The organism is Xanthobacter dioxanivorans, from assembly GCF_016807805.1.
Taxonomy (GTDB): Bacteria; Pseudomonadota; Alphaproteobacteria; order Rhizobiales; family Xanthobacteraceae; genus Xanthobacter; species Xanthobacter dioxanivorans.
In genome coordinates this window covers 5,563,848-5,582,449 of sequence record NZ_CP063362.1, presented here as the reverse complement: position 1 = coordinate 5,582,449, position 18,602 = coordinate 5,563,848, and the positions used below count along the sequence as shown (strand labels likewise).

17 protein-coding genes are annotated in these 18,602 nt (G+C 68.8%); 7 read left to right on the top strand and 10 right to left on the bottom strand.

What is annotated here, in order from left to right; translation table 11 throughout:
* Window positions 1-131: 131 nt before the first annotated feature.
* From EZH22_RS26025 to EZH22_RS26000, 6 genes are all read right to left on the bottom strand, one after another.
* On the bottom strand, window positions 132-1,751 hold the full coding sequence (locus EZH22_RS26025; RefSeq protein ID WP_231711157.1) for an MFS transporter: 1,620 nt from the start codon (window positions 1,749-1,751) through the stop codon (window positions 132-134).
* Between the two features lie 10 nt (window positions 1,752-1,761).
* Window positions 1,762-2,193, bottom strand: a complete 432-nt coding sequence (locus EZH22_RS26020) for a DoxX family protein (RefSeq protein WP_203193269.1) — start codon at window positions 2,191-2,193, stop codon at window positions 1,762-1,764.
* A gap of 3 nt (window positions 2,194-2,196) precedes the next feature.
* Window positions 2,197-4,146: an amidohydrolase gene (locus tag EZH22_RS26015; RefSeq protein WP_203193268.1), complete on the bottom strand. Its 1,950-nt coding sequence runs from the start codon at window positions 4,144-4,146 to the stop codon at window positions 2,197-2,199.
* A 14-nt stretch (window positions 4,147-4,160) separates the two neighbouring features.
* Window positions 4,161-4,439, bottom strand: coding sequence for a XapX domain-containing protein (locus tag EZH22_RS26010; RefSeq protein WP_203193267.1), 279 nt, complete (start codon window positions 4,437-4,439; stop codon window positions 4,161-4,163).
* A gap of 55 nt (window positions 4,440-4,494) precedes the next feature.
* Window positions 4,495-5,325 (bottom strand): alpha/beta fold hydrolase, encoded by an 831-nt coding sequence (locus tag EZH22_RS26005; protein WP_203196772.1) that lies wholly within the window; start codon window positions 5,323-5,325, stop codon window positions 4,495-4,497.
* A 158-nt stretch (window positions 5,326-5,483) separates the two neighbouring features.
* Window positions 5,484-6,107, bottom strand: coding sequence for a hydrolase (locus tag EZH22_RS26000; RefSeq protein WP_203196771.1), 624 nt, complete (start codon window positions 6,105-6,107; stop codon window positions 5,484-5,486).
* Window positions 6,108-6,226: 119 nt separating this feature from the next.
* Between EZH22_RS26000 and EZH22_RS25995 the strand changes: the two genes are divergently transcribed.
* Entirely contained in the window at window positions 6,227-6,574 is a 348-nt protein-coding gene (locus tag EZH22_RS25995) for a winged helix-turn-helix transcriptional regulator (RefSeq protein ID WP_203193266.1), read from the top strand.
* A 172-nt stretch (window positions 6,575-6,746) separates the two neighbouring features.
* Here the strand turns inward: EZH22_RS25995 and EZH22_RS25990 are convergent, their stop codons facing one another.
* The 4 genes from EZH22_RS25990 to EZH22_RS25975 form a co-directional block, all read right to left on the bottom strand.
* Complete coding sequence (locus EZH22_RS25990; protein WP_203193265.1) at window positions 6,747-7,670, bottom strand: AraC family transcriptional regulator; 924 nt, start codon at window positions 7,668-7,670, stop codon at window positions 6,747-6,749.
* Window positions 7,671-7,892: 222 nt separating this feature from the next.
* Window positions 7,893-9,071, bottom strand: a complete 1,179-nt coding sequence (locus tag EZH22_RS25985; protein ID WP_203193264.1) for an amidase — start codon at window positions 9,069-9,071, stop codon at window positions 7,893-7,895.
* Window positions 9,068-10,309 (bottom strand): amidohydrolase family protein, encoded by a 1,242-nt coding sequence (locus EZH22_RS25980; protein WP_203193263.1) that lies wholly within the window; start codon window positions 10,307-10,309, stop codon window positions 9,068-9,070. The genes EZH22_RS25985 and EZH22_RS25980 overlap by 4 nt, the downstream gene beginning before the upstream one ends.
* Before the next feature lie 22 nt (window positions 10,310-10,331).
* Window positions 10,332-11,291, bottom strand: coding sequence for a LysR family transcriptional regulator (locus EZH22_RS25975; protein ID WP_203193262.1), 960 nt, complete (start codon window positions 11,289-11,291; stop codon window positions 10,332-10,334).
* 298 nt (window positions 11,292-11,589) lie between these two features.
* On the opposite strand from EZH22_RS25975, the gene EZH22_RS25970 reads away from it, so the two are divergent.
* From EZH22_RS25970 to EZH22_RS25945, 6 genes are all read left to right on the top strand, one after another.
* A complete protein-coding gene (locus EZH22_RS25970) occupies window positions 11,590-12,780 on the top strand; it encodes an ABC transporter substrate-binding protein (RefSeq protein WP_203193261.1) in 1,191 nt (396 codons plus the stop codon).
* 158 nt (window positions 12,781-12,938) lie between these two features.
* Window positions 12,939-13,814 (top strand): branched-chain amino acid ABC transporter permease, encoded by an 876-nt coding sequence (locus tag EZH22_RS25965; protein ID WP_203193260.1) that lies wholly within the window; start codon window positions 12,939-12,941, stop codon window positions 13,812-13,814.
* Complete coding sequence (locus tag EZH22_RS25960) at window positions 13,811-15,598, top strand: branched-chain amino acid ABC transporter ATP-binding protein/permease (protein ID WP_203193259.1); 1,788 nt, start codon at window positions 13,811-13,813, stop codon at window positions 15,596-15,598. Before EZH22_RS25965 ends, EZH22_RS25960 begins: the two co-directional genes overlap by 4 nt.
* A gap of 2 nt (window positions 15,599-15,600) precedes the next feature.
* Window positions 15,601-16,338 (top strand): ABC transporter ATP-binding protein, encoded by a 738-nt coding sequence (locus EZH22_RS25955; RefSeq protein ID WP_203193258.1) that lies wholly within the window; start codon window positions 15,601-15,603, stop codon window positions 16,336-16,338.
* A 41-nt stretch (window positions 16,339-16,379) separates the two neighbouring features.
* Window positions 16,380-17,075, top strand: a complete 696-nt coding sequence (locus EZH22_RS25950; protein ID WP_203193257.1) for a cyclase family protein — start codon at window positions 16,380-16,382, stop codon at window positions 17,073-17,075.
* A 108-nt stretch (window positions 17,076-17,183) separates the two neighbouring features.
* Window positions 17,184-18,587, top strand: coding sequence for an amidase (locus EZH22_RS25945; protein ID WP_203193256.1), 1,404 nt, complete (start codon window positions 17,184-17,186; stop codon window positions 18,585-18,587).
* Window positions 18,588-18,602 lie beyond the last annotated feature (15 nt).

Sequence of the window (18,602 nt, the reverse complement as noted above, 5' to 3'; positions counted from 1 at the left end):
CCCGGCTGCTGCCCCATCGCGCCGGGCGCAGCGCCCGGGCGGCCCGGCCGGCCTTGCTGCCGACTTCCCGCTGTCCTCGATCAAGGACCGGGGAGCGCCGCGCGGACTGAGCGGCGACAGTCGCGCGATCATCATCCCTCGTGGCCGCCATTCAGGGTGATCAGGTGGCGGACGAGAGGTGCCGTGCCGGTGATCTGGAACGCCAGCAGTTCCTTCTGCACGTCGGCGTCGGCGTGGGAGGTGCGACGGTGCTGGCGCAGGTGCTCGGCCCAGGATTCGACAAGGAACCACTCGACGACAAGCGTGGGGGCGGCCGCATCCTCCGTGACCCCCCAGGCATAGGCGCCGTCGCGCCGTCGCGCGAGGGACAGCCGGCGCAGCGCGGCGAGGAACGCGATGCGATCGTCCGGGCTGACATGGTATTCCACCTGGATCAGCACCGGGCCGCGATCGCCTTCCACCGGCGTCGCCATCATCGGCTCCGGCCAGTGGTTCGAGGGCGCCAGATCCGCCTCCCCCTTGGGCAGGCGCACGCGATGGGCGAGGAAGCCGGTGAGGACAAGGCCGGCGCCGGAAATGGTGAGAGTGGTGGCGAGCCCGATCTGCTGGGCGATGAGGCCCCAGGCGAGGCTGCCGCCGGCCATGGCGCCATTGAAGACGGTGAGGTAGACCGCCAGCGCCCGGCCGCGCACCCAGTTGGGCAGGATCGACTGGGCGGTGGCGTTCAGCGTCGTCAGCGCGATGATCCAGGCGCCGCCCATGGCGATGAGGATCGGCACCGCCGCCCAGCGGGGCGGGGCGAGGGCGAGCGCGCCAGCGGCAACCCCGCTGACGATGGCGGCGGCCAGCATCAGGCCATCGGAATCCAGCCGGTCGCGCAGCTTCGGCAGAGCCAGCGCGCCGAGAATGGCGCCCATCCCGACCGAGCCGAGCAGAAGGCCGTAGAAGGCGGCGTCGCCGCGCAGCAGGTCGCGCGTCACCAAAGGCAGCAGTGCCCAGATGGAGCTGGCGAAGGCAAAGAACACCACCGCCCGCAGCAGCACCACGTGCAGCTCGCGGCTGGAGCGGGCATAGCGCAGGCCGGCGCGGAAGGCGCCGGCGAAGCGCTCGTCCAGCGCGTCCTCGGCGGCGGGCGCCCGCTTCCACCACGCCAAGGCGGCGATGACGACGACATAGCTGGCCACGTCCACGCCATAGGTCACCGCCGCACCGAACGCCGCGAGCAGCAGTCCGCCGGTCGCCGGACCGATGGAGCGGGCGATGTTGATGCCCAGCGAGTTGAGGGCCACCGCGCTCTTCAGCTCGCCGCGGGGCACCAGCTCCGGCACGATGGATTGCCAGGTGGGCGCCACCAGCGCGGCGCCGATGCCGCCGAGGAAGGTGAGGCCGATGAGGGCCGACACGCTCATCAGACCGGACGCCGCCAGCAGCAGGAGCGAGAGGCTCACCATCGCCAGCAGGAGCTGGACCACCATGAGGAAGCGCCGGCGGTCGAGGATGTCGGAGAGCACGCCGGCGGGGATGGCAAGGAGGAAGATCGGCAACATGCCGGCGGCCTGAACGGCGGCCACGGCGGCCGGCGAGGCGGAGAGGTCGGTGACGAGCCAGGCGCTCGCCACGTCGCGCATGAAGGTGCCCGTGTTGCCCAGCACCGTGGCGCCCCACAGCACGGCGAACACCGGCCGTCGCAGGGGCGCGAAGCTGCCGCCGGAGGCGGGGCGCGGGGAGGGAGAGGGTGCCGTATCGCTCAAGGTCAGTCCCTCACGCGCGGTGGGCCAGATCGTACCACGCGACGAGCACGAAGGCGCCGGCGAGGCCGAGATGCTCGAAGAAGGCATTGGCGGCGAAGAACCGCTCCGGCATGGCCATCTCCCAGAAGCGGTTGGCGAGGAGGCTCGCCATAAGGGTGAAGCCGGCGAGCCCCAGCGCGCCGAGCCAGCGGCCGAACCCGGCGAGGATCATCGCCGAGGCCCCGAGCTCCAGCGCGATCACCGCGACGGCGAAGGGGGCGGCGGGGGCGAGGCCGAAATGCCCCATCTCCGCCATGGCGGAGGGAAAATCCATCGCCTTGTTGATGCCGCCCTGCAGGTAGGCCCCGCATAAGGCGAGGAGCGCGAGGAACCGCACCGGAGCGGGGGACAGGAGGCGCCGCGCGACGCCGCGCAGCCCCTGACGCGTTGCAAGAAGGTCCATCGCTCAGAACGCCCAGCAGGCGCAGCCGAGCGCACCCCAGAAGCTGCGCTCGTCCGCCGCCGGCACGTTCGCCTGATAGGCCTGCGCGTGGGCGTGCCCGTGCACGCCGCAGGCATTCGCGCAGCCACAGAGGCTGGCGAAGGCATATTTGCGTCCGCCCGCTTCCGCCCGCTGCTGATAGCCGCCGAAGGTGCGCACCGGCGACCAGTCGGGCATGGCCGGCGGCAGATCGGGAGCCAGCGGCTTGAAGTCGCCGTCGCCATGGACCGGAGTGCCGCCAAGCAGCGTCAGCACGGCGGTGATGTCCTGGATCCGATCGTCGGGCACCGAGAAATAGTCGTCCGACAGCACCGCGAGGTCGGCGAGCTGGCCGGCCTTCACCTGCCCCTTCTTGCCGGGCTCGCTGGAGAACCAGGTATTGGCCTGCGTCCACAGGCGCAGGGCGCTCTCGCGGTCGAGGAGGTTGGACGGCGGATAGAGGGACAGGCCGCCCAGCGTCCTGCCCGTCACCAGCCAGGAGAGGGAGACCCAGGGGTTGTAGGACGCGACGCGCGTCGCGTCGGTCCCGGCACCCACCGGCAGCCCGGCTTCCAGCATGCGCCGTATGGGCGGCGAGCGCTCGGCGGCGCGGGCGCCGTAGCGCTCGGTGAAGTACTCGCCCTGGAACGCCATGCGGTGCTGCACGGCGATGCCGCCGCCGAGCGCCGCGATGCGGTCGATGTTGCGGTCGGAGATGGTCTCGGCGTGGTCGAAGAACCAGTTGAGGCCGTTGAGCGGCACGTCGGCATTGACCTTCTCGAACACGTCGAGGGCGCGGGAGATGGTCTCGTCATAGGTGGCGTGCAGGCGCCATGGCCAGCGGTTCTCGGCGAGCAGGCGGATGACCGGCTCCAGGTCGGCCTCCATGTTCGGCGGCATGTCGGGCCGCGCCACCTGGAAGTCCTCGAAGTCGGCGGCGGAATAGACCAGCATCTCGCCGGCGCCGTTGTTGCGGTAGAGGTCGTCCCCCTGTCCGGGCTTCACCTGCCCGACCCAGCCGGAGAAGTCCGCCAGCTCCTCCTTCGGCTTCTGGGTGAACAGGTTGTAGGCGATGCGCACGGTGAGCTGTCCGTCCCGGTGCAGCTCCTCGATGATGGAATAGTCCTGCGGATAGTTCTGGAAGCCGCCGCCGGCATCGATGACGGAGGTGACGCCGAGCCGGTTCACCTCGCGCATGAAGTGGCGGGTGGAGTTCTTCTGGTACTCGGGCGGCAGCTTCGGCCCCCGCGCCAGCGTCGCATACAGGATGGTGGCGTTGGGCTGGGCGATGAGCAGGCCGGTGGGATTGCCGGCCGCGTCGCGCACGATCTCGCCGCCCGGCGGGTTCTGCGTGTCCTTCGTGTAGCCCACGGCGCGCAGGGCGGCGGCGTTCAGCAAGGCGCGGTCGTAGAGATGGAGGATGAACACCGGCGTGTCGGGCGCGGCGGCGTTGATCTCCTCCAGCGTCGGCAGGCGCTTCTCGGCGAACTGGTGCTCGGTGAAGCCGCCCACCACCCGCACCCATTGTGGCGGCGGGGTGATGGCCACCTGCTTCTTCAGCATCTCCATGGCGTGGTCGAGGGAGCGTACCCCGTCCCAGCGCAGCTCCATGTTGTAGTTGAGCCCGCCGCGGATGATGTGCATGTGGCTGTCGATGAGGCCGGGAATGATCCGGCGGCCACCGACGTCGACGGTCTTCGTGCCGGGCCCCGCCAGCCGCATGGCCTCGGCGGTCGATCCGGCGAACAGGATCAGCCCGTCCTTGACCGCCACCGCCTCGGCCTGCGGGTTGGCGCGGTCGAGGGTGGTGACCTTGCCGTTGTAGAGGATGAGGTCGGCGGTCTCGCTCATGGTCTGCGCCTGTGGGGTCGAGGGAGAAAAGCCGGCAGCCGCGAAGAGGCCGGCTCCGGCGATGAACTGGCGACGGTTTGGCATGTTGCGGCTCCCGGCTAGGATTGGGGCGGTTTCTCCGCAGGGGTGGGTTCGGCGGCCTGCCTTCCGGGGAGCTGGCCGAGCACATGGTCGCTGCAATCGGCGAGCCCGATGGCGGTGGCCAGGCTGTCGCCCTTCAGCAGGTGGCGCGCCACCGGCACGATCTGCTCGCCCACGAGGATGCCGAACAGCCCGATGAGCGCCACCACCGGCGGTGCCGGTGAGCGGACATTGACGAGGCTGTAGACGATGCCGACCAGGATGCCGGCGCCCAGCGAGGCGAGATAGAGCTTCATGCGGCCTCCGCGGTCGGTTGGCGGCGCCGGCCGGCGAGGGCCGGCGCCGGGATCCTCATCCCTTGATGAAGGCGAGCAGGTCGGCGTTGATCACCTCGGGATGGGTGGTGCACATGCCGTGCGGGTACCCCGGATAGACCTTCAGCGTGCCGTGCTTCAGCAGCTTGGCCGACAGGAGCGCGGAATCGGCGATGGGGACGATCTGGTCGTCGTCGCCGTGCATGACCAGGGTGGGCACCTCGCAGGCCTTCAGGTCCTCGGTGAAGTCGGTTTCCGAGAAAGCCTTGATACCGTCATAGTGCGCCTTGGCGCCGCCCGCCATGCCCTGCCGCCACCAGTTCTGGATGGCGCCCTGGGACACCTGCGCGCCCGGCCGGTTGAAGCCGTAGAAGGGCCCGGCGGGAACATCGAGGAAGAACTGGGCGCGGTTGGCCGCGAGGGCGCTGCGGAAGCCGTCGAACACCTCCATCGGCAGGCCGCCGGGATTCGCCGCGGTCTTCAGCATGAGCGGCGGCACCGCGCCGATGAGCACCAGCTTGGCGACGCGGCCCTTGCCGTGCTTCACGGTGTAGTGCAGGGCCTCGCCGCCGCCGGTGGAATGGCCGATATGGACGGCGTTCCTCAGGTCGAGGTGCTCGGTTACGGCCGCCGCATCCGCCGCATAGTGGTCCATGTCGTGGCCGTCGCTGACCTGGGTCGAGCGGCCGTGTCCGCGCCGGTCATGGGCGACGACGCGGAAGCCCTTGGAGACGAAGAACAGAATCTGCGCGTCCCAGTCGTCGGACGAGAGCGGCCAGCCGTGGTGGAAGAACACCGGCTGGGCGTCCTTCGGCCCCCAGTCCTTGTAGAAGATCTCAACGCCGTCTTTTGTGGTGACGAAGGGCATGGCTGTGGTTCCTTTGGTCGTGGCTGAACGAGCAGCCGCGGAGGACATGGGCAGGCCGAAGGCGACCGCAAGCGCCGCGCCGGCGCCGATTTCAAGAGCGGACCTGCGGGTCAGGCCACCGGCCGGGGCGCCGGTGGCGGATGAGACTGCGGTCATGCTCAATGACCTTCGGAGGCCCCGAACATGGTCTTGGCGTAGATGATGCCGAGGCCGTAGGCGCCGCCGAACTTCTTGGCGATCCCGGTGGTCATGTCGTAGGTCCCGGTGCGGGCCCAGTCGCGCTGCAGTTCGAGCAGGTACTGCAGGGACGTCATGGGGCGGGCGCCGGCCTGGATCATACGCTGCATGGCGCGCTCGTGCGCCTCTTCCGAGACATCGCCGCAGGCATCGGCGATCACATAGACCTCGAAGCCCTGCTCGATGGCCGACAAGGCGGGGCCGACGATGCAGACCCCGGTCCACAGGCCAGAGAGCACGATGCGGCTCTTGCCGATCTCGTTGACCTTGGCGATGACGGCGGCATCCTCCCACGTGTTCATGGAGGTGCGGTCGAGCAGGGCCTGGCCGGGGAAGGCCTCGGTGATTTCGGAGAACATGGGGCCGGAGAAGCTCTTCTCCGCCACGGTGGTGAGGATGGTGGGAACCTTGAAGCCCGCCGCCGCATGCGCCACGAGGGCCGCATTGTTGCGCAGGTTCACGGCATCGATAGACTTGGTCGCAAACGACATCTGCGACTGGAAGTCGATCATGATCAGGGTGTGGTCCGTGGGAGACAACAACATCCCGCCGGGGGCAGCGACGGCGTTTGACAAGGCTCGATCTCCTGTTGAGATGGTGGGGGAAGGCTAGCGCCGCGCCGATGCGGTGGCCATTAGTTACCGGGAAGATACCAGTCGGAACCATGGACGACGAAACCGAAGACAAGAGGATCGGTACCGGAAACTGTCCGGCCGAGCCATTTCTCAAGTTTTTCGCTCAGGAATGGATGAGCCACATCATCGCTGCGTTGGCGCGCAACGGTACGCTGCGTTTTGGACAATTGCGGCGGGTGCTTCCGGGCTCGATCTCGGCGCGCGTTTTGTCGGCGCGACTGAAGGACCTGGAGGCCGCCGGCTACGTGACGCGACGCGAACTCGAAGGTCGGGTCCGGCACGTCGAGTATGCGCTGACGCAAGCCGGCAGGGCGATCGATGCTGCGCTCATGCGCAGCGAGGGTCTCGCCACGCCCATGGGCCCGTCTTCCGCATAGCAGGCCGGTCTGCACGGGACCGCAACGCCGCATCGCGTGTGGACCGGTCGCGGTTCGCGGTCGTGCTCATTGCATCCAATCTCTGGCTCGCTGTGCATGCGCGCAAACTATTCCGCGGCGACCGGGGCGTCTTGCATGAAAGTCCGCTGTTCTTGAACGATGGGATCCGCTGCTACCGGCGGCGGCGCCAGGCGCCGGGCGCGGCGCCCGTCAGGCGGGTAAAGGTCCGCGTCATGTGGCTCTGGTCGGAGAAGCCGCAGACGACCGCCACGTCCGCCAGCGGCAGGCGTGAATTCACCAGCAGGTCCCGCGCCTGCTCGATGCGCTGCATGAGCAGCCATTGATAGGGCGTCGCGCCGGTCGCTTCCTTGAAGCCGCGGATGAAATGGCCCCGCGACACCTCGCACGCCGATGCGATATCGCCGATGAGCACCTGCCCCGCGAGCCCGGCCGCCAGCATCTCCTTGGCGCGGGCCACCTGGGCGCCGGAGAGCCCGCGCGCGCGGCCGGCCTTCGGAACGCCGCCGTGCAGCCGCGTGGCGAGATGGGTCTGGATGGCGCTCGCCATCTGGTCCAGGAACAGGGGAGACGAGCCCTTTGCGTTGGCGAGGGCCGGCAGGAGCGCGCGCGCCAGATGGGCGAGGACCGGATCCCGCGCTCCGGGCGTTGTGGTGAGGCCCTCGGCGCAGGACAGCCCGGTTTCGGCGAAGGTGCGCTGGAGGGCGCTGCGCCGAATCTCCAGCAGGAAGAAGTCGAAGCCGGTCTCGACGTCGGCGCGATAGCCGTCCGAGAACGAGCGGACGTAGCAGCTGTCCTCCTCGAAATCATGGGTGACGGACCGGTTGCCGTCGAAGATGCGCCGCCGATGCCCGCGGGTCAGGGCCACGCCGACCAGCAGCCCGCGGTCGCTCGCGGGGGTCTCCACCCGGTGGATTCCGTCCCCCGCATGCGACTTGCGGTAAATCGCAAATCCGGAGCCGATCAATTCCTGGTGACAGCCCAGCGCCGAAAGCGAACATCCGAGGCTGTCGCGCACGGGCACGGTACGGTGCGTGGTGGGGCTGTCCTCGACTGCGGAGGCGTGCGCGGCGTTCATTGAGGCCCTCCACCACCCCGCGAGCGTGGTCGCACAGGTGAACGGTGCGCCGGTGCCGCGGGCCAAACCGGACCACGAGACTAGCACCGGCTGGCCGCCCGGACGAGATCCGCCGGCGTGCGCGCCGCGATCCGGTCAACCGGAGCTCGCTTCTCTACCTTGGGGCAGGCGGGCGCGGCGTGCGCACCGGCCGCCCCGCTACCGTCGCCTGGCCCCCCGGGATCATAGCGCCAGCTGCACCGCAGCCTCGAGAATGGCCATGTCTGTGCCTGCTGCTCCCACCAGCGACAGGCCGAGGGGAAGGCCGTCCACCCGCGCCAGCGGCAGCGACACTTGCGGCAGCCCGCCGAGGCCCGCGACGCAGAGGAGGTTCATGGCGAGGTTCCGGTAGGCCACCTCCACATCCGCGGCCGCCGCGCCCCGTACCGGCGCAACGCGCGGGGTGGTCGGCATCAGCAAGGCGGTGCCGGCGGGGAGAAAGGCGGACAGGCGCGCTCGGATCGCCTCGCGATGCGCGGCGGCTCGCGCCACCGCCGCCGGATCCACCTCGCGCGCCGCGGCGAAGCGTTCGCGGACCCCGGGGCCGAAGGCGGGGCGAACCGCCTCGATCCAGGGACCGACGGAGCGCCAGATCTCCGCTGCCTGAAGGGTGCGGAAGGTGGCGGACCAGGTGTCCAGCCCGTCCGGGGCGAGGGCGATCTCCTCGGCCGGGGCGAGCATGTCCTGAACGCGCTGCACGGCTGGGCGCAGGGCCGCCGCCGCCTCCGGCGCCAGCAGGGCGAAGGCCTCGCGTGGCAGGAGAAGGCGGGTGATCGGGGCAGGGGAGGTGTCCTCCGCGAGCAGCACCCGGCCGACGGTCTCGAACAGGGCCGCATCACGGGTGAACCAGCCGACGCAATCGAAGCTGGGTGCGAACGGAACCACGCCGTCGAGTGGGATGCGCCCATGGGTGGGACGCATGCCGAAGAGACCGCAATAGCTCGCCGGAACGCGCACCGAGCCGCCGCAGTCGGTGCCGAGGGCGAAGTCCACCGCCCCGCCCGCCGTCGCCGAGGCCGAACCGCTCGAGGAGCCGCCGGGCACGCGGCCGGGCGCGGCCGGGTTGAGCGGGGTGCCGTAATGGGCGTTCTCGCCGGTGAGCGAGTAGCACAGCTCGTCGGCAATGGTCTTGCCGGCGAGATCCGCGCCGGCGTCGAGCACGCGCCGCACCGCCAACGCTGAGCGAAGCGCCGGGGCGTGGGTACGCAGCCAGTCCGGATGCCCGTTGCCGGTGGGCGCGCCCTCCACGTCGAGGGCATCCTTGGCGGCGAAGCTTAGGCCGGCGAGAGGTCCGGAGCCCGAGCCCGTGCGCACGGCGTGGTTGTCCGGGCAGAAGGCGCCGAGGGTATCGGTCAAATTCATTGTCCGCATCCGCAGGTGGGGAAATGGAGACGCGCCCGCTCCCGCGTCAGCGTGCGCCGGCCGCGCTTGAAGGCGGCGAGCACGGGCGAAAGCTCGGCCACCGCGTCTCGCGGGGTGGCGTTGTCGATGATGACGAAATCGGCCGACTTGCCCACCTCCAGCCCGTAATCGGGCAGGTTCAACAGCCGGGCCGGCCGGCGCGTCACCATGTGGAAGCACTCGGCCATGTCGTGGGCGGAGCCCACATGGCAGATGTTGGCGTTGAGGTTCGCCATCCTGAGCTGGGAGCAGTCGCCGAACGGGGTGAACGGGTTGAGCACGTTGTTGGTGGACAAGGAGCAGTTCACCCCATGCTGGAGGAGAAGATGCGCCGGGGTCACCCCGCGCGTCTTGGCATGATCGCGGTCACGGCCCATGAGGAAGAGATCGGTGGAGGGCAGCACGGTGAGCGCCACCCCGGCGCCGGCCATGCGCCGCGCGAGTTCGTCCATGCGCGCGGGGGGCACATAGGCCAGCTTGGTGACATGCCCGATCGCCACCCGCCCACCCCAGCCGAAGCGCTCGGCGAGGGTGCATACATATTCGAGGTCGAGGCTCGTCGTGTCGCTGCCGAAGTCGAGATGCATGTCGATGTCGACGTCGAACGCCCGCGCCATCTCGAACACGCGGTCGATCTGGCCGTGCGGGTCGGTGTCCGTATAGGGCGCCGCGCCCACCGCCTTCGCCCCGCGCCGCAGCGCCTCCACCATCAGTGCGTCGGTACCCGGATTGTTGAGCAGGCCTTCCTGCGGGAAGACGCAGATCTGGATGTCGATGGCCCAGCGGTAATCCTCGACCAGCTTCAGCACGCCCTCGAATCCCCTGAGGCCGATGCCCGGGTCCACCTCCAGATGGGTGCGCATGTGGGTGGTGCCCTGGGAGATGGCCTTCTCCACGGTGCGCCGGCCGCGCGCATAGACATCGTCCGGCGTGAAGTCCTTCTTGGCCTTGGCCACCTCGGCGATGGCCTCCTCCAGGTCGCCGCGCCGGGACGCGCAGCGATCGAGGATGCAGGACTTGTCCAGGTGGATATGGGTCTCGACGAAGCCGGGGGAGACGAGGCAGCCGCCGGCGTCGATCACTTCCGCCTCCGCCGTGATGCCGGGGCCGACGGCGGCGATCCGGCCATCGGCGACGGCGATATCGACGGTCTGCTCGGGGGCGTCCGGGAGGCGGGCGTTGGTGATGATCAGGTCCATTCGGGGCTCCTCGGGGGAAGGGTCATCGGGCCGGCAGCCGCGCCTCGCCGCGGGCCTTCTCGGTCCGCAGCCTGGCGCGCCATGTGCCGCTGTCCACCATGGCGGCGATCACGTCCGCCATGACCTTGGCGACGGCTTCCGAGCCGCGCGGATTCATGCTGCGCTGGGACACGACCACGGACAGGCGCCAGGATGGGGTGGGATCGAGGATGGGCACGGCCGTCATCTCGCCGCGTTCCATCTCGTCCATGAAGGCGAAGTGGGGCATCACACCCAGCGCCCGGCCCGAGCGTACGAGGCGGGCGATGGTGGGCAGGCTGTCGCAGGCCATGGCGGCGGGCACCACGTCGTGCCGGGCGGCGAATTGCTCGATCACCGTGCGCATCACGTTGGGCGCGCCGGGCAGCACGATGGGCCAGTCGAACATCTCGCGAAAGGACACGCTGCCTTGTTCCGCCAGCGGATGGCCGGGCGGCACGAACAGCATGAGCTCCTCGACCATCATCTCGGTCCAGGCCACGTGCTCGAACGCCTTGTGGTCGTAGAGCAGGGCCACGTCGAGCCGGCCATGCTGGAGGAAGTCGTCGAGATAGCCGGTCATGGCCTCCACCACGTGGAGGGAGATGTTGGGCTGGCGCTCGGCCAGCGCCTGGATGAGCGGCAGGCCGAGGCCGCGGCAGGCGGAGGTGGGCAGGCCCACCGAAACCCGGCCGGAAGGATTGAGGGAACTGGAGCGGACCACGTCCTTCACCCGGTCCACCTCCTGCAGGATGCGGCGGGCATGGTCGTAGAGCTGCTGCCCGAGCTCGGTGAGGGTGACGCCGCGCGCGTGGCGCAGCAGCAGGCCGACGCCCAGTTCTTCTTCCAGGTTCTTCATCTGCTGGCTGAGCGAAGGCTGAGCAATGCGGAGCACTTCCGCGGCGCGCGAAAAGTTCCCGCTTTCCGCGATCTGGACGAAGTATTTCAGTTGCCGGATATCCATGCCTCACCTTTGCCGGGAATGAATTTTCACGGGGCAAAGGCGATTGTCAAACTGCATGATAAACTATCATATGCCTAAACTATGAGCGACGATGGACGCTAAAATATGTAATATCAGTATCTTATGTGTATGGCTACGGCATCGGCACTGCCTATTAACTCGGATCATAGTCTGGGCCTATATCAACGATCGGAAAATAATCTTTGTCCTTGAGTGCGGCCTATAACTAGCTTTCCTGCGTCGTTGGTCTGCGGGCGAAAATGCCCGGTGCGTCCTGTGGACGACAGGAGAAGAACACATGCCTCCAGAGAGCATTATGCGCAGCCAGCTTCTGGCTGCGGCGGTGGCGCTCGGCCTTTCGACCGGCGCCGCCTTCGCGCAGCAGGAGCCCTGCATCGGCAACTCCGCTGCCGTCACCGGCCCCGCGGCGTTTTCCGGCCAGGCCATCAAGCTGGGCGCCGAGATCGCCATTGACGAGATCAACGCCGCCGGCGGCGTGCTCGGCAAGAAGCTCCGGCTGATCCAGTACGACGATGCCGGCGCCCCGCCGCGCGGCGTCGACAACACCCGCCGCATCGCGCTCGCCGACAAGTGCATCGCGGTGCTCGGCGGCTTCCACTCCACCGTGGCCCTGGCGCAGGTGGATCCGGTGCACGAGATCGGCATCCCCTACATGGGCGTGTGGGCGGCCAACACCAAGGCCATCGAGAATGGGCGCGATCCCAACTTCATGTTCCGCGTGTCCGCCAAGGACAAGTGGGTCGCCCGCTTCCTGGTGGACGAGGCGCTGAAGGTCTCGAAGACCGGCAAGATCGCATTTTTCTACGAGAACACCGGCTGGGGCAACGGCGCGCTGCCGGACGTGAAGGCCGCCCTCGGCGCCAAGGGCAAGGACCTCGTCGCCGCCGAGACCTTCAACTGGAACGACCAGGACATGTCGCCCCAGGTGATCCGCGCCCGCGACGCCGGGGCGGATGTGGCGATCATCTGGTCCCTCGACCGCGAGGCCAACCAGATCTTGCGGTCCATGGACAAGGCGGCCTGGAAGCCGGCCATCGTCGGCGCCTGGGGCATCTCGGGCAATCTCGGCGAGCTCGCCGGGCCGCTCGCCAATGGCGTGCGGGTGATGCAGACCTACTCCTTCCTCACGCCGCAAAGCGAGACCGGCAAGAAGGTGCTTGCCGCCATCGAGGCGAAGGCCGGCATCAAGGACCCGAAGGACATCAAGGCCGGCTCCGGCATCGCCAACGCCTATGACGCGGTCTACGTCCTCGCCGACGCCATCAAGATCGCCGGCTCCTACGACTGGAAGAAGGTGCAGCAGGCCCTCTACCAGGTGAGCCGCGACGGGCTCGTCGCTCCCTACAAGCCCGCTTTCGACAAGGCCGACCCCGAGCGCCAGGACGCCATCCTGCCGCAATACTACCTGCTCACCGTCTGGCACGACGGCAAGCTGATCCCCCTCAAGGGCTCGCCCTACGACAAGTGAGCCCTGGAGCACGCGCTGGCCAGATTGCTCGCATTCTGATCGGCGCGTCCTCTCCTGATGTCGGCAGGCGGTTTCCCTCGCCGCCTCCCGCCTCTGCCTCGGCCGACCGCTTCCGCCGGCCCAGCCGGGATCCACCCCCATCAGTCAGGTCGCCCGCCATGACCACAGTGGTGCAATACCTTCTGTCCGGCCTCGCCATCGGCGGCATCTACGCCCTGGTGGCGCTCGGCTTCCACATCATGTGGTCGTCGGCCAAGGCGGTGAACTTCGCCCATGGCGACACGCTGATGATCGGTGGCCTGCTCGCCGTCTATCTCCTCGCCGCCGGCCTGCCGCTCGGCCTCGCCAGCCTCGTCGCCATCCTCGCCGGCGGCCTGTTCGGGCTGGTGCTGGAACGGGTCGCGGTGCGGCCCTTCCTCGGCCAGCAGGGGTCCGTGGGCTGGATGCTCACCACCATCGCCGTGGGCATCATGGTGGAGAGCTTCGCCACCATCCAGACGCAGGGCTACGCCCGCCCGCTGCCCTCGCCGGGCATCGCCTCCTCGGTCCACATCCTGGGGGCCGGCGTCTATCCGCAGGAACTTGTCATCCCGCTGGTGGCGCTCATCGCCATGTTCGGCCTCAGGGCCCTGCAGCGCCACACGCTGGTGGGCCGCGCCATGCGCGCCGTCGCCCACAACAAGAACGCCGCCGCCCTCATGGGCATCAACGTGAACTTCGTCGTCGCCTTCTCCTTCGCCCTCGCCGGGCTGCTCGGCGCGGCGGCGGGCGTGCTGGTGGCCCCGGTGGTGCAGGCCTCCGCCGCCATGGGGGTGCTGCCGGGACTGAAGGGATTCGCGGTGGCGATCATCGGCGGCATCACCTCGGCCCCCGGTGTGGTCATCACCGGCCTCGTCTACGGGGTGATGGAGAAGTTCGTGGAGGGCTATATCTCCACCGCCGCCCGCGAGATCATCGGCTTCTCCCTCATGATCCTCACGCTGCTCGTCTTCCCCCAGGGACTGTTCGGCAAAAGGGAGGTGATGAAGGTATGAGACACCTCACCCTTCTCGGCTTCCTGGCGCTCGCCGCGATCCTGGTGGCGGTGCCGCTCGCCTCCTCCAACGAGTATGAGCTGCGCCTGTTCATGCTGTTCCTCATCTACGGCATCATCGCCGTGGGGCTGAACGTGCTGGTTGGGCTCACCGGCCTCGTCTCGCTGGGCCAGGCGGGCCTGTTCGCGCTGGGCTCCTATACCGGCGCCATCCTGGCGACGCGGGCGGGCTTCGACATGATCTCGGCGAGCCTCGTCGCCGCTTTGGTGGCCGGCCTGTTCGGCGTGCTGCTCGCCTATCCCACGGTGCGGGTGCGCGGCGTCTATCTCGCGGTGGTCACCATCGCCTTCGGCCTGATCGTGGAGAATGTCGCCATCGAGTGGCAATCGCTCACCGGCGGCACCACGGGCATCACCTCCATCCCCTCGCCCAACGTGTTCGGCATGCGCCTGTCGGGCTATGCCTTCTATTGCGTGCTGGCGGTGTTCCTGTTCCTCGCCACCGCCGCCGCGCACAATCTCAAGGTCTCCCGCTACGGCCGCGCCATGCGTGCCGTGTCCCAGAGCGAGATCGCGGCGCGGGCGCTGGGCGTGGACGCCACCGGCCTGCGGACCCTCGCCTTCGTGGCCGCGGCGGTGACGGCGGGCCTCGCCGGAACCTTCTATGCCTTCCTCAACTCGTACATCTCACCGGACATCTTCACCTTCTCAGACAGCGTGCGCTTTCTTCTGATGGTGATCCTGGGCGGGGCGGCCTCCACCTTCGGGCCGGTGCTCGGCGCCTATATCCTCACCTATTTGCCGGAATACCTGCAGGAGTTCGCGGTCTGGCAGAAGTTCGCCTACGGCGCCCTGCTGCTGGTGGTCATGTTCGTGATGCCGCGCGGCATCATGGGGTCGCTCGCCTACGGCCTGAAGCGGCTGAGGCCCGCGCCGCGCGCGGTGGCTGCCTGCGAGGGGCTGCCCGCCGACGGGACGCTGCGCAGGGAGGCGCGCGAGCAGAAATCGGAGCTGGTGGCCCGCGACCTCACCGTGCGCTTCGGCGGGCTCACCGCCCTCAACAAGGCATCCCTGCGGGTGAAGCCCGGGGAGGTGCATGCGCTGATCGGGCCGAACGGCGCCGGCAAGTCCACGTTCGTGAACACCATTTCCGGCTTCTACCAGCCCACCGAGGGCGCCTTCGAGCTGGACGGCATCCAGCTCGCCGGCAAGCGCTCCCACGAGATCGCCCGCGTCGGTCTCTCGCGCACCTTCCAGAACACCGAGCTGTTCTCCGACATGAGCGTGCTGGAGAACGTGATGGTCGGCTACCAGCAGCGCCTCGGCTACGGCCTCGTCTCGGCCCTGCTGCGGACCTCCGACATGCGCCGACAGGAGAGCGAATGCCGCCGCGCCGCCATCGGCCTCCTCACCTTCGTGGGGCTTGAGGACTATGCCAACGAGGAGGCGCGCTTCCTCCCCTTCGGCCTGCAGAGACGGCTCGAGATCGCCCGCGCGCTGGCGGCGCGGCCCCGCCTCTTGCTGCTGGACGAGCCGGCCGCCGGCCTCACCACGCAGGAGATCGACGAGCTGGAGGTCATGATCCGGCGCATCGCGGCGCTGGGCGTCTCGGTGCTGCTCATCGAGCACCATGTGGAGCTCATCATGGCGGTGGCCGATACCGTGACCGTGCTCGACTACGGGCAGGTGATCGCCTCCGATACGCCCTCAGTGGTGCAGGACGATCCGCGCGTCATCGAGGCCTATTTCGGCACCTCCCTCGACCACGCGAAGGCGGAGGCCTGAGCATGCGCGACATCCTCCTCGACATCCAGTCCATGGAGCTGCGCTACGGCGCGGCGGTGGCGGTGCGCGACATCTCGCTTCAGGTGAAGCGCGGCCAGCTGGTGGCCGTCATCGGCAATAACGGCGCCGGCAAGTCGTCCATGGTGAAGGGGGCGACCGGGCTGGTCGCGCCCTCCGGCGGCAAGGTGCTGTTCCGCGGCGCCGACACCACGCGCATGAGCGCGAACGCCAAGGTGAAGCAAGGCCTGGTGATGGTGCCGGAAGGCCGCCTGATCTTCCCCGACCAGAGTGTCGAGGACAATCTGATCCTCGGCGCCTACGTCCATGGCGGCCTCAGGGGCGCGAAGGCCAAGGCGACGCGGGAGAAGGTGCTGGACCTGTTCCCGCGCCTGAAGGAGCGCCTCGGCCAGCAGGCCGGCTCCATGTCCGGCGGCGAGCAGCAGATGCTGGCCATCGCCCGCGGCCTCATGGCCGAGCCGGAACTGCTCATCATCGACGAATTGTCCCTCGGCCTCGCGCCGAAGATCGTCGACCAGCTCATGGGCGTGCTCGCGGCGCTGAACAGGGCCGGCCTCACCATCCTGCTGGTGGAGCAGCTCGCCTCCTATGCGCTGGCCATCGCCGACCACGCCTATGTCATCGCCAACGGCCGGGTGGCGCGATCCGGGCCCAGCGCTGACCTCGCCCGCGATCCAGAGGTGATGGAAGCCTTCCTCGGCCGCAAGAAACCGGCCGCCTGAGGCCATCCTTCAGCACGTCCCTGCCAGTCCAAGGAGAAATCATGTCCAAAGTTGTCGACCTCAGCCTCCTCATCGAAGACAACATGCCCGCCCACAAGCTCTTCCAGCGCCCGGTCATCACCACTCACATGAGCCACGAAAGCTCCAAGGCGCTCGGCCTCGGCGTGCCGGGCGACGCCATGACCTTCCAGACCAATTTCATCGCCATGTTGGACCATGTGGGCACCCACGTGGATGCCTTCCGCCACGTGAAGCCGGACGGCGCGCCCATCGACGAGATGCCGCTGGAGATGTTCATGGGCAAGGCCGTGTGCTTCGACCTCACCCACATCCCCGACCTCGGCGAGATCACGGTGGAGGACATGGAGAAGGCCGAGGCGGCCTCTGGCGTGAAGGTGGACGGGCATATCGTGCTGCTGTGCACCGGCTTCCACAAGCGCAACTATCCAAGCCTCGATTCCGTCTGGAAGAACCCCCTGCTCACGGCGGAAGCCACCCAGTGGCTGTATGACCGCGGTTCGAAGATGCAGGGCGTGGAAGGTCCCTCCACCGACAAGCCCTCCGACAACATCTTCGCCCAGCACCGGCTGTGCCGCGAGCTCGGCATGAGCCACTGGGAGTGGCTGGTGAACCTGGAGGAACTGGTGGGCAAGGGCGAGTTCCAGTTCTTCGGCGTGCCGCTGAAGTTCAAGGGCGGCTCGGGCTCGCCGGTGCGCGCCTTCGCCGTGCTCAACTGACCGGAGTACGTCTCTCGCCCCGACCGAGACGTATGGGTCCGCCGGATGGTCACTGCCGGCCATCCGGCGGCACTCTTTGCCTGACTTCCCCGACCGGGAGCGCTGCCCATGTCTGCCGATCTCGATTTTCTCAGCGCCCATGCCCTGCGTGCCCTGGTCGCCCGGCGCGAGGTTTCGCCCGTGGAGCTGACGCGTCGCGCCCTCGACCGCGCCGGCGCCACGCAGGATACGCTCAACGCCTTCTGCGTGATCATGGAGGAGGAGGCGCTCGCCGCCGCCCGCATCGCCGAGGATGCGGTGATGAAGGGGGCGCCGCTGGGCCTCATCCACGGGCTTCCCTTCTCCGCCAAGGACCTGATGGCGGTGAAGGGCGTGCGCTATGCCTCCGGCTCGCGCGCCATGGCCGGCAACGTCGCCGAGGTGGATGCCCCCGCGGTGGAGCGCGCCAAGGCGGCGGGCGGCATCCTCATCGGCAAGACCACCACCAGCGAATTCGGCTGCAAGCCCATCGGCGACAGCCCGCTGACCGGCATCACCCGCAATCCCTGGAATCTGGCCATGACCCCCGGCGGGTCGAGCGCCGGAGCGGCCGCCTCGGTGGCGGCGGGGATCACGCCCTTCGCTTTGGGCACGGATGGGGGCGGCTCCATCCGCATTCCCTGCGCGTTCAGCGGCCTGTCGGGGCTGAAGGGGCATTTCGGCCGGGTGCCGGTGTGGCCGACCTCGGCGACGCCGACGCTCGGCCATGTGGGACCCATCGCCCGTTCCATGGCGGATGCGGCGCTGCTGTTCTCCGCCGTCGCCGGGCACGACCGGCGTGATCCCTTCGGCGTCGCCGGCCCGGTGCCGGACGTGCTGGGCGCGGCGCAGGCTTCGGTGGCGGGCATGCGCATCGCCTACAGCCCCACCTTCGGCTATGCCCGCTCGGCGCCGGAGGTGGTGGAGGCCACCGACCGCGCCGCCCGCACTTTCGAGGCCCTGGGGTGCCATGTGGAGCTGGTTGAGCAGGTGTTCGACACCGACCCCGCCGACCTGTGGACGGCCGAATTCTATGCCGGCGTCGGCACCCGCCTGCGCAGCGTGCTGGAGACCCAGCGCGAGCTTCTGGATCCGGCGGTGGCCGACATCCTCATGCCCGCCCTGTCGCAGGAGATGAAGAGCTACCATGCCAGCGTCTTCGCCCGCTATGCGCTGCGCGAGAAGATGCGGCTGTTCTTCGATCGCTACGACCTGCTCATCTCGCCGGTGCTGCCGGTGAGCGCGCTCGAAGCCGGCCGGAACATCCCCGAGGGCCTGGAGGACCGCAACCTCGTCTCCTGGGTGTTCTACACCTACCCGTTCAACCTCACCGGCCAGCCGGCGGGCGCGGTGTGCGCCGGCTTGTCGCCGCAGGGCATGCCCATCGGCCTGCAGATCGTCGGCCGGGCCTATTGCGAGGATGACGTGGTGCGCGCGGCGGCGGCGTTCGAGCGCACGCAGGCCCCCGGCTACAACCGTCCGCCCACCCCGTGATTCCGGGGCGTCGTG

Coding starts and splice junctions, on each gene's coding strand:
- EZH22_RS25980 (WP_203193263.1), bottom strand. CDS start 10,309: ATGGACCTGATCATCACCAACGCCCGCCTCCCGGACGCCCCCGAGCAG.
- EZH22_RS26000 (WP_203196771.1), bottom strand. CDS start 6,107: ATGTTGTTGTCTCCCACGGACCACACCCTGATCATGATCGACTTCCAG.
- EZH22_RS25955 (WP_203193258.1), top strand. CDS start 15,601: ATGCGCGACATCCTCCTCGACATCCAGTCCATGGAGCTGCGCTACGGC.
- EZH22_RS25985 (WP_203193264.1), bottom strand. CDS start 9,071: ATGAATTTGACCGATACCCTCGGCGCCTTCTGCCCGGACAACCACGCC.
- EZH22_RS25990 (WP_203193265.1), bottom strand. CDS start 7,670: ATGAACGCCGCGCACGCCTCCGCAGTCGAGGACAGCCCCACCACGCAC.
- EZH22_RS25960 (WP_203193259.1), top strand. CDS start 13,811: ATGAGACACCTCACCCTTCTCGGCTTCCTGGCGCTCGCCGCGATCCTG.
- EZH22_RS25995 (WP_203193266.1), top strand. CDS start 6,227: ATGGACGACGAAACCGAAGACAAGAGGATCGGTACCGGAAACTGTCCG.
- EZH22_RS25970 (WP_203193261.1), top strand. CDS start 11,590: ATGCCTCCAGAGAGCATTATGCGCAGCCAGCTTCTGGCTGCGGCGGTG.
- EZH22_RS26005 (WP_203196772.1), bottom strand. CDS start 5,325: ATGCCCTTCGTCACCACAAAAGACGGCGTTGAGATCTTCTACAAGGAC.
- EZH22_RS25965 (WP_203193260.1), top strand. CDS start 12,939: ATGACCACAGTGGTGCAATACCTTCTGTCCGGCCTCGCCATCGGCGGC.
- EZH22_RS25945 (WP_203193256.1), top strand. CDS start 17,184: ATGTCTGCCGATCTCGATTTTCTCAGCGCCCATGCCCTGCGTGCCCTG.
- EZH22_RS26010 (WP_203193267.1), bottom strand. CDS start 4,439: ATGAAGCTCTATCTCGCCTCGCTGGGCGCCGGCATCCTGGTCGGCATC.
- EZH22_RS26020 (WP_203193269.1), bottom strand. CDS start 2,193: ATGGACCTTCTTGCAACGCGTCAGGGGCTGCGCGGCGTCGCGCGGCGC.
- EZH22_RS26015 (WP_203193268.1), bottom strand. CDS start 4,146: ATGCCAAACCGTCGCCAGTTCATCGCCGGAGCCGGCCTCTTCGCGGCT.
- EZH22_RS25950 (WP_203193257.1), top strand. CDS start 16,380: ATGTCCAAAGTTGTCGACCTCAGCCTCCTCATCGAAGACAACATGCCC.
- EZH22_RS25975 (WP_203193262.1), bottom strand. CDS start 11,291: ATGGATATCCGGCAACTGAAATACTTCGTCCAGATCGCGGAAAGCGGG.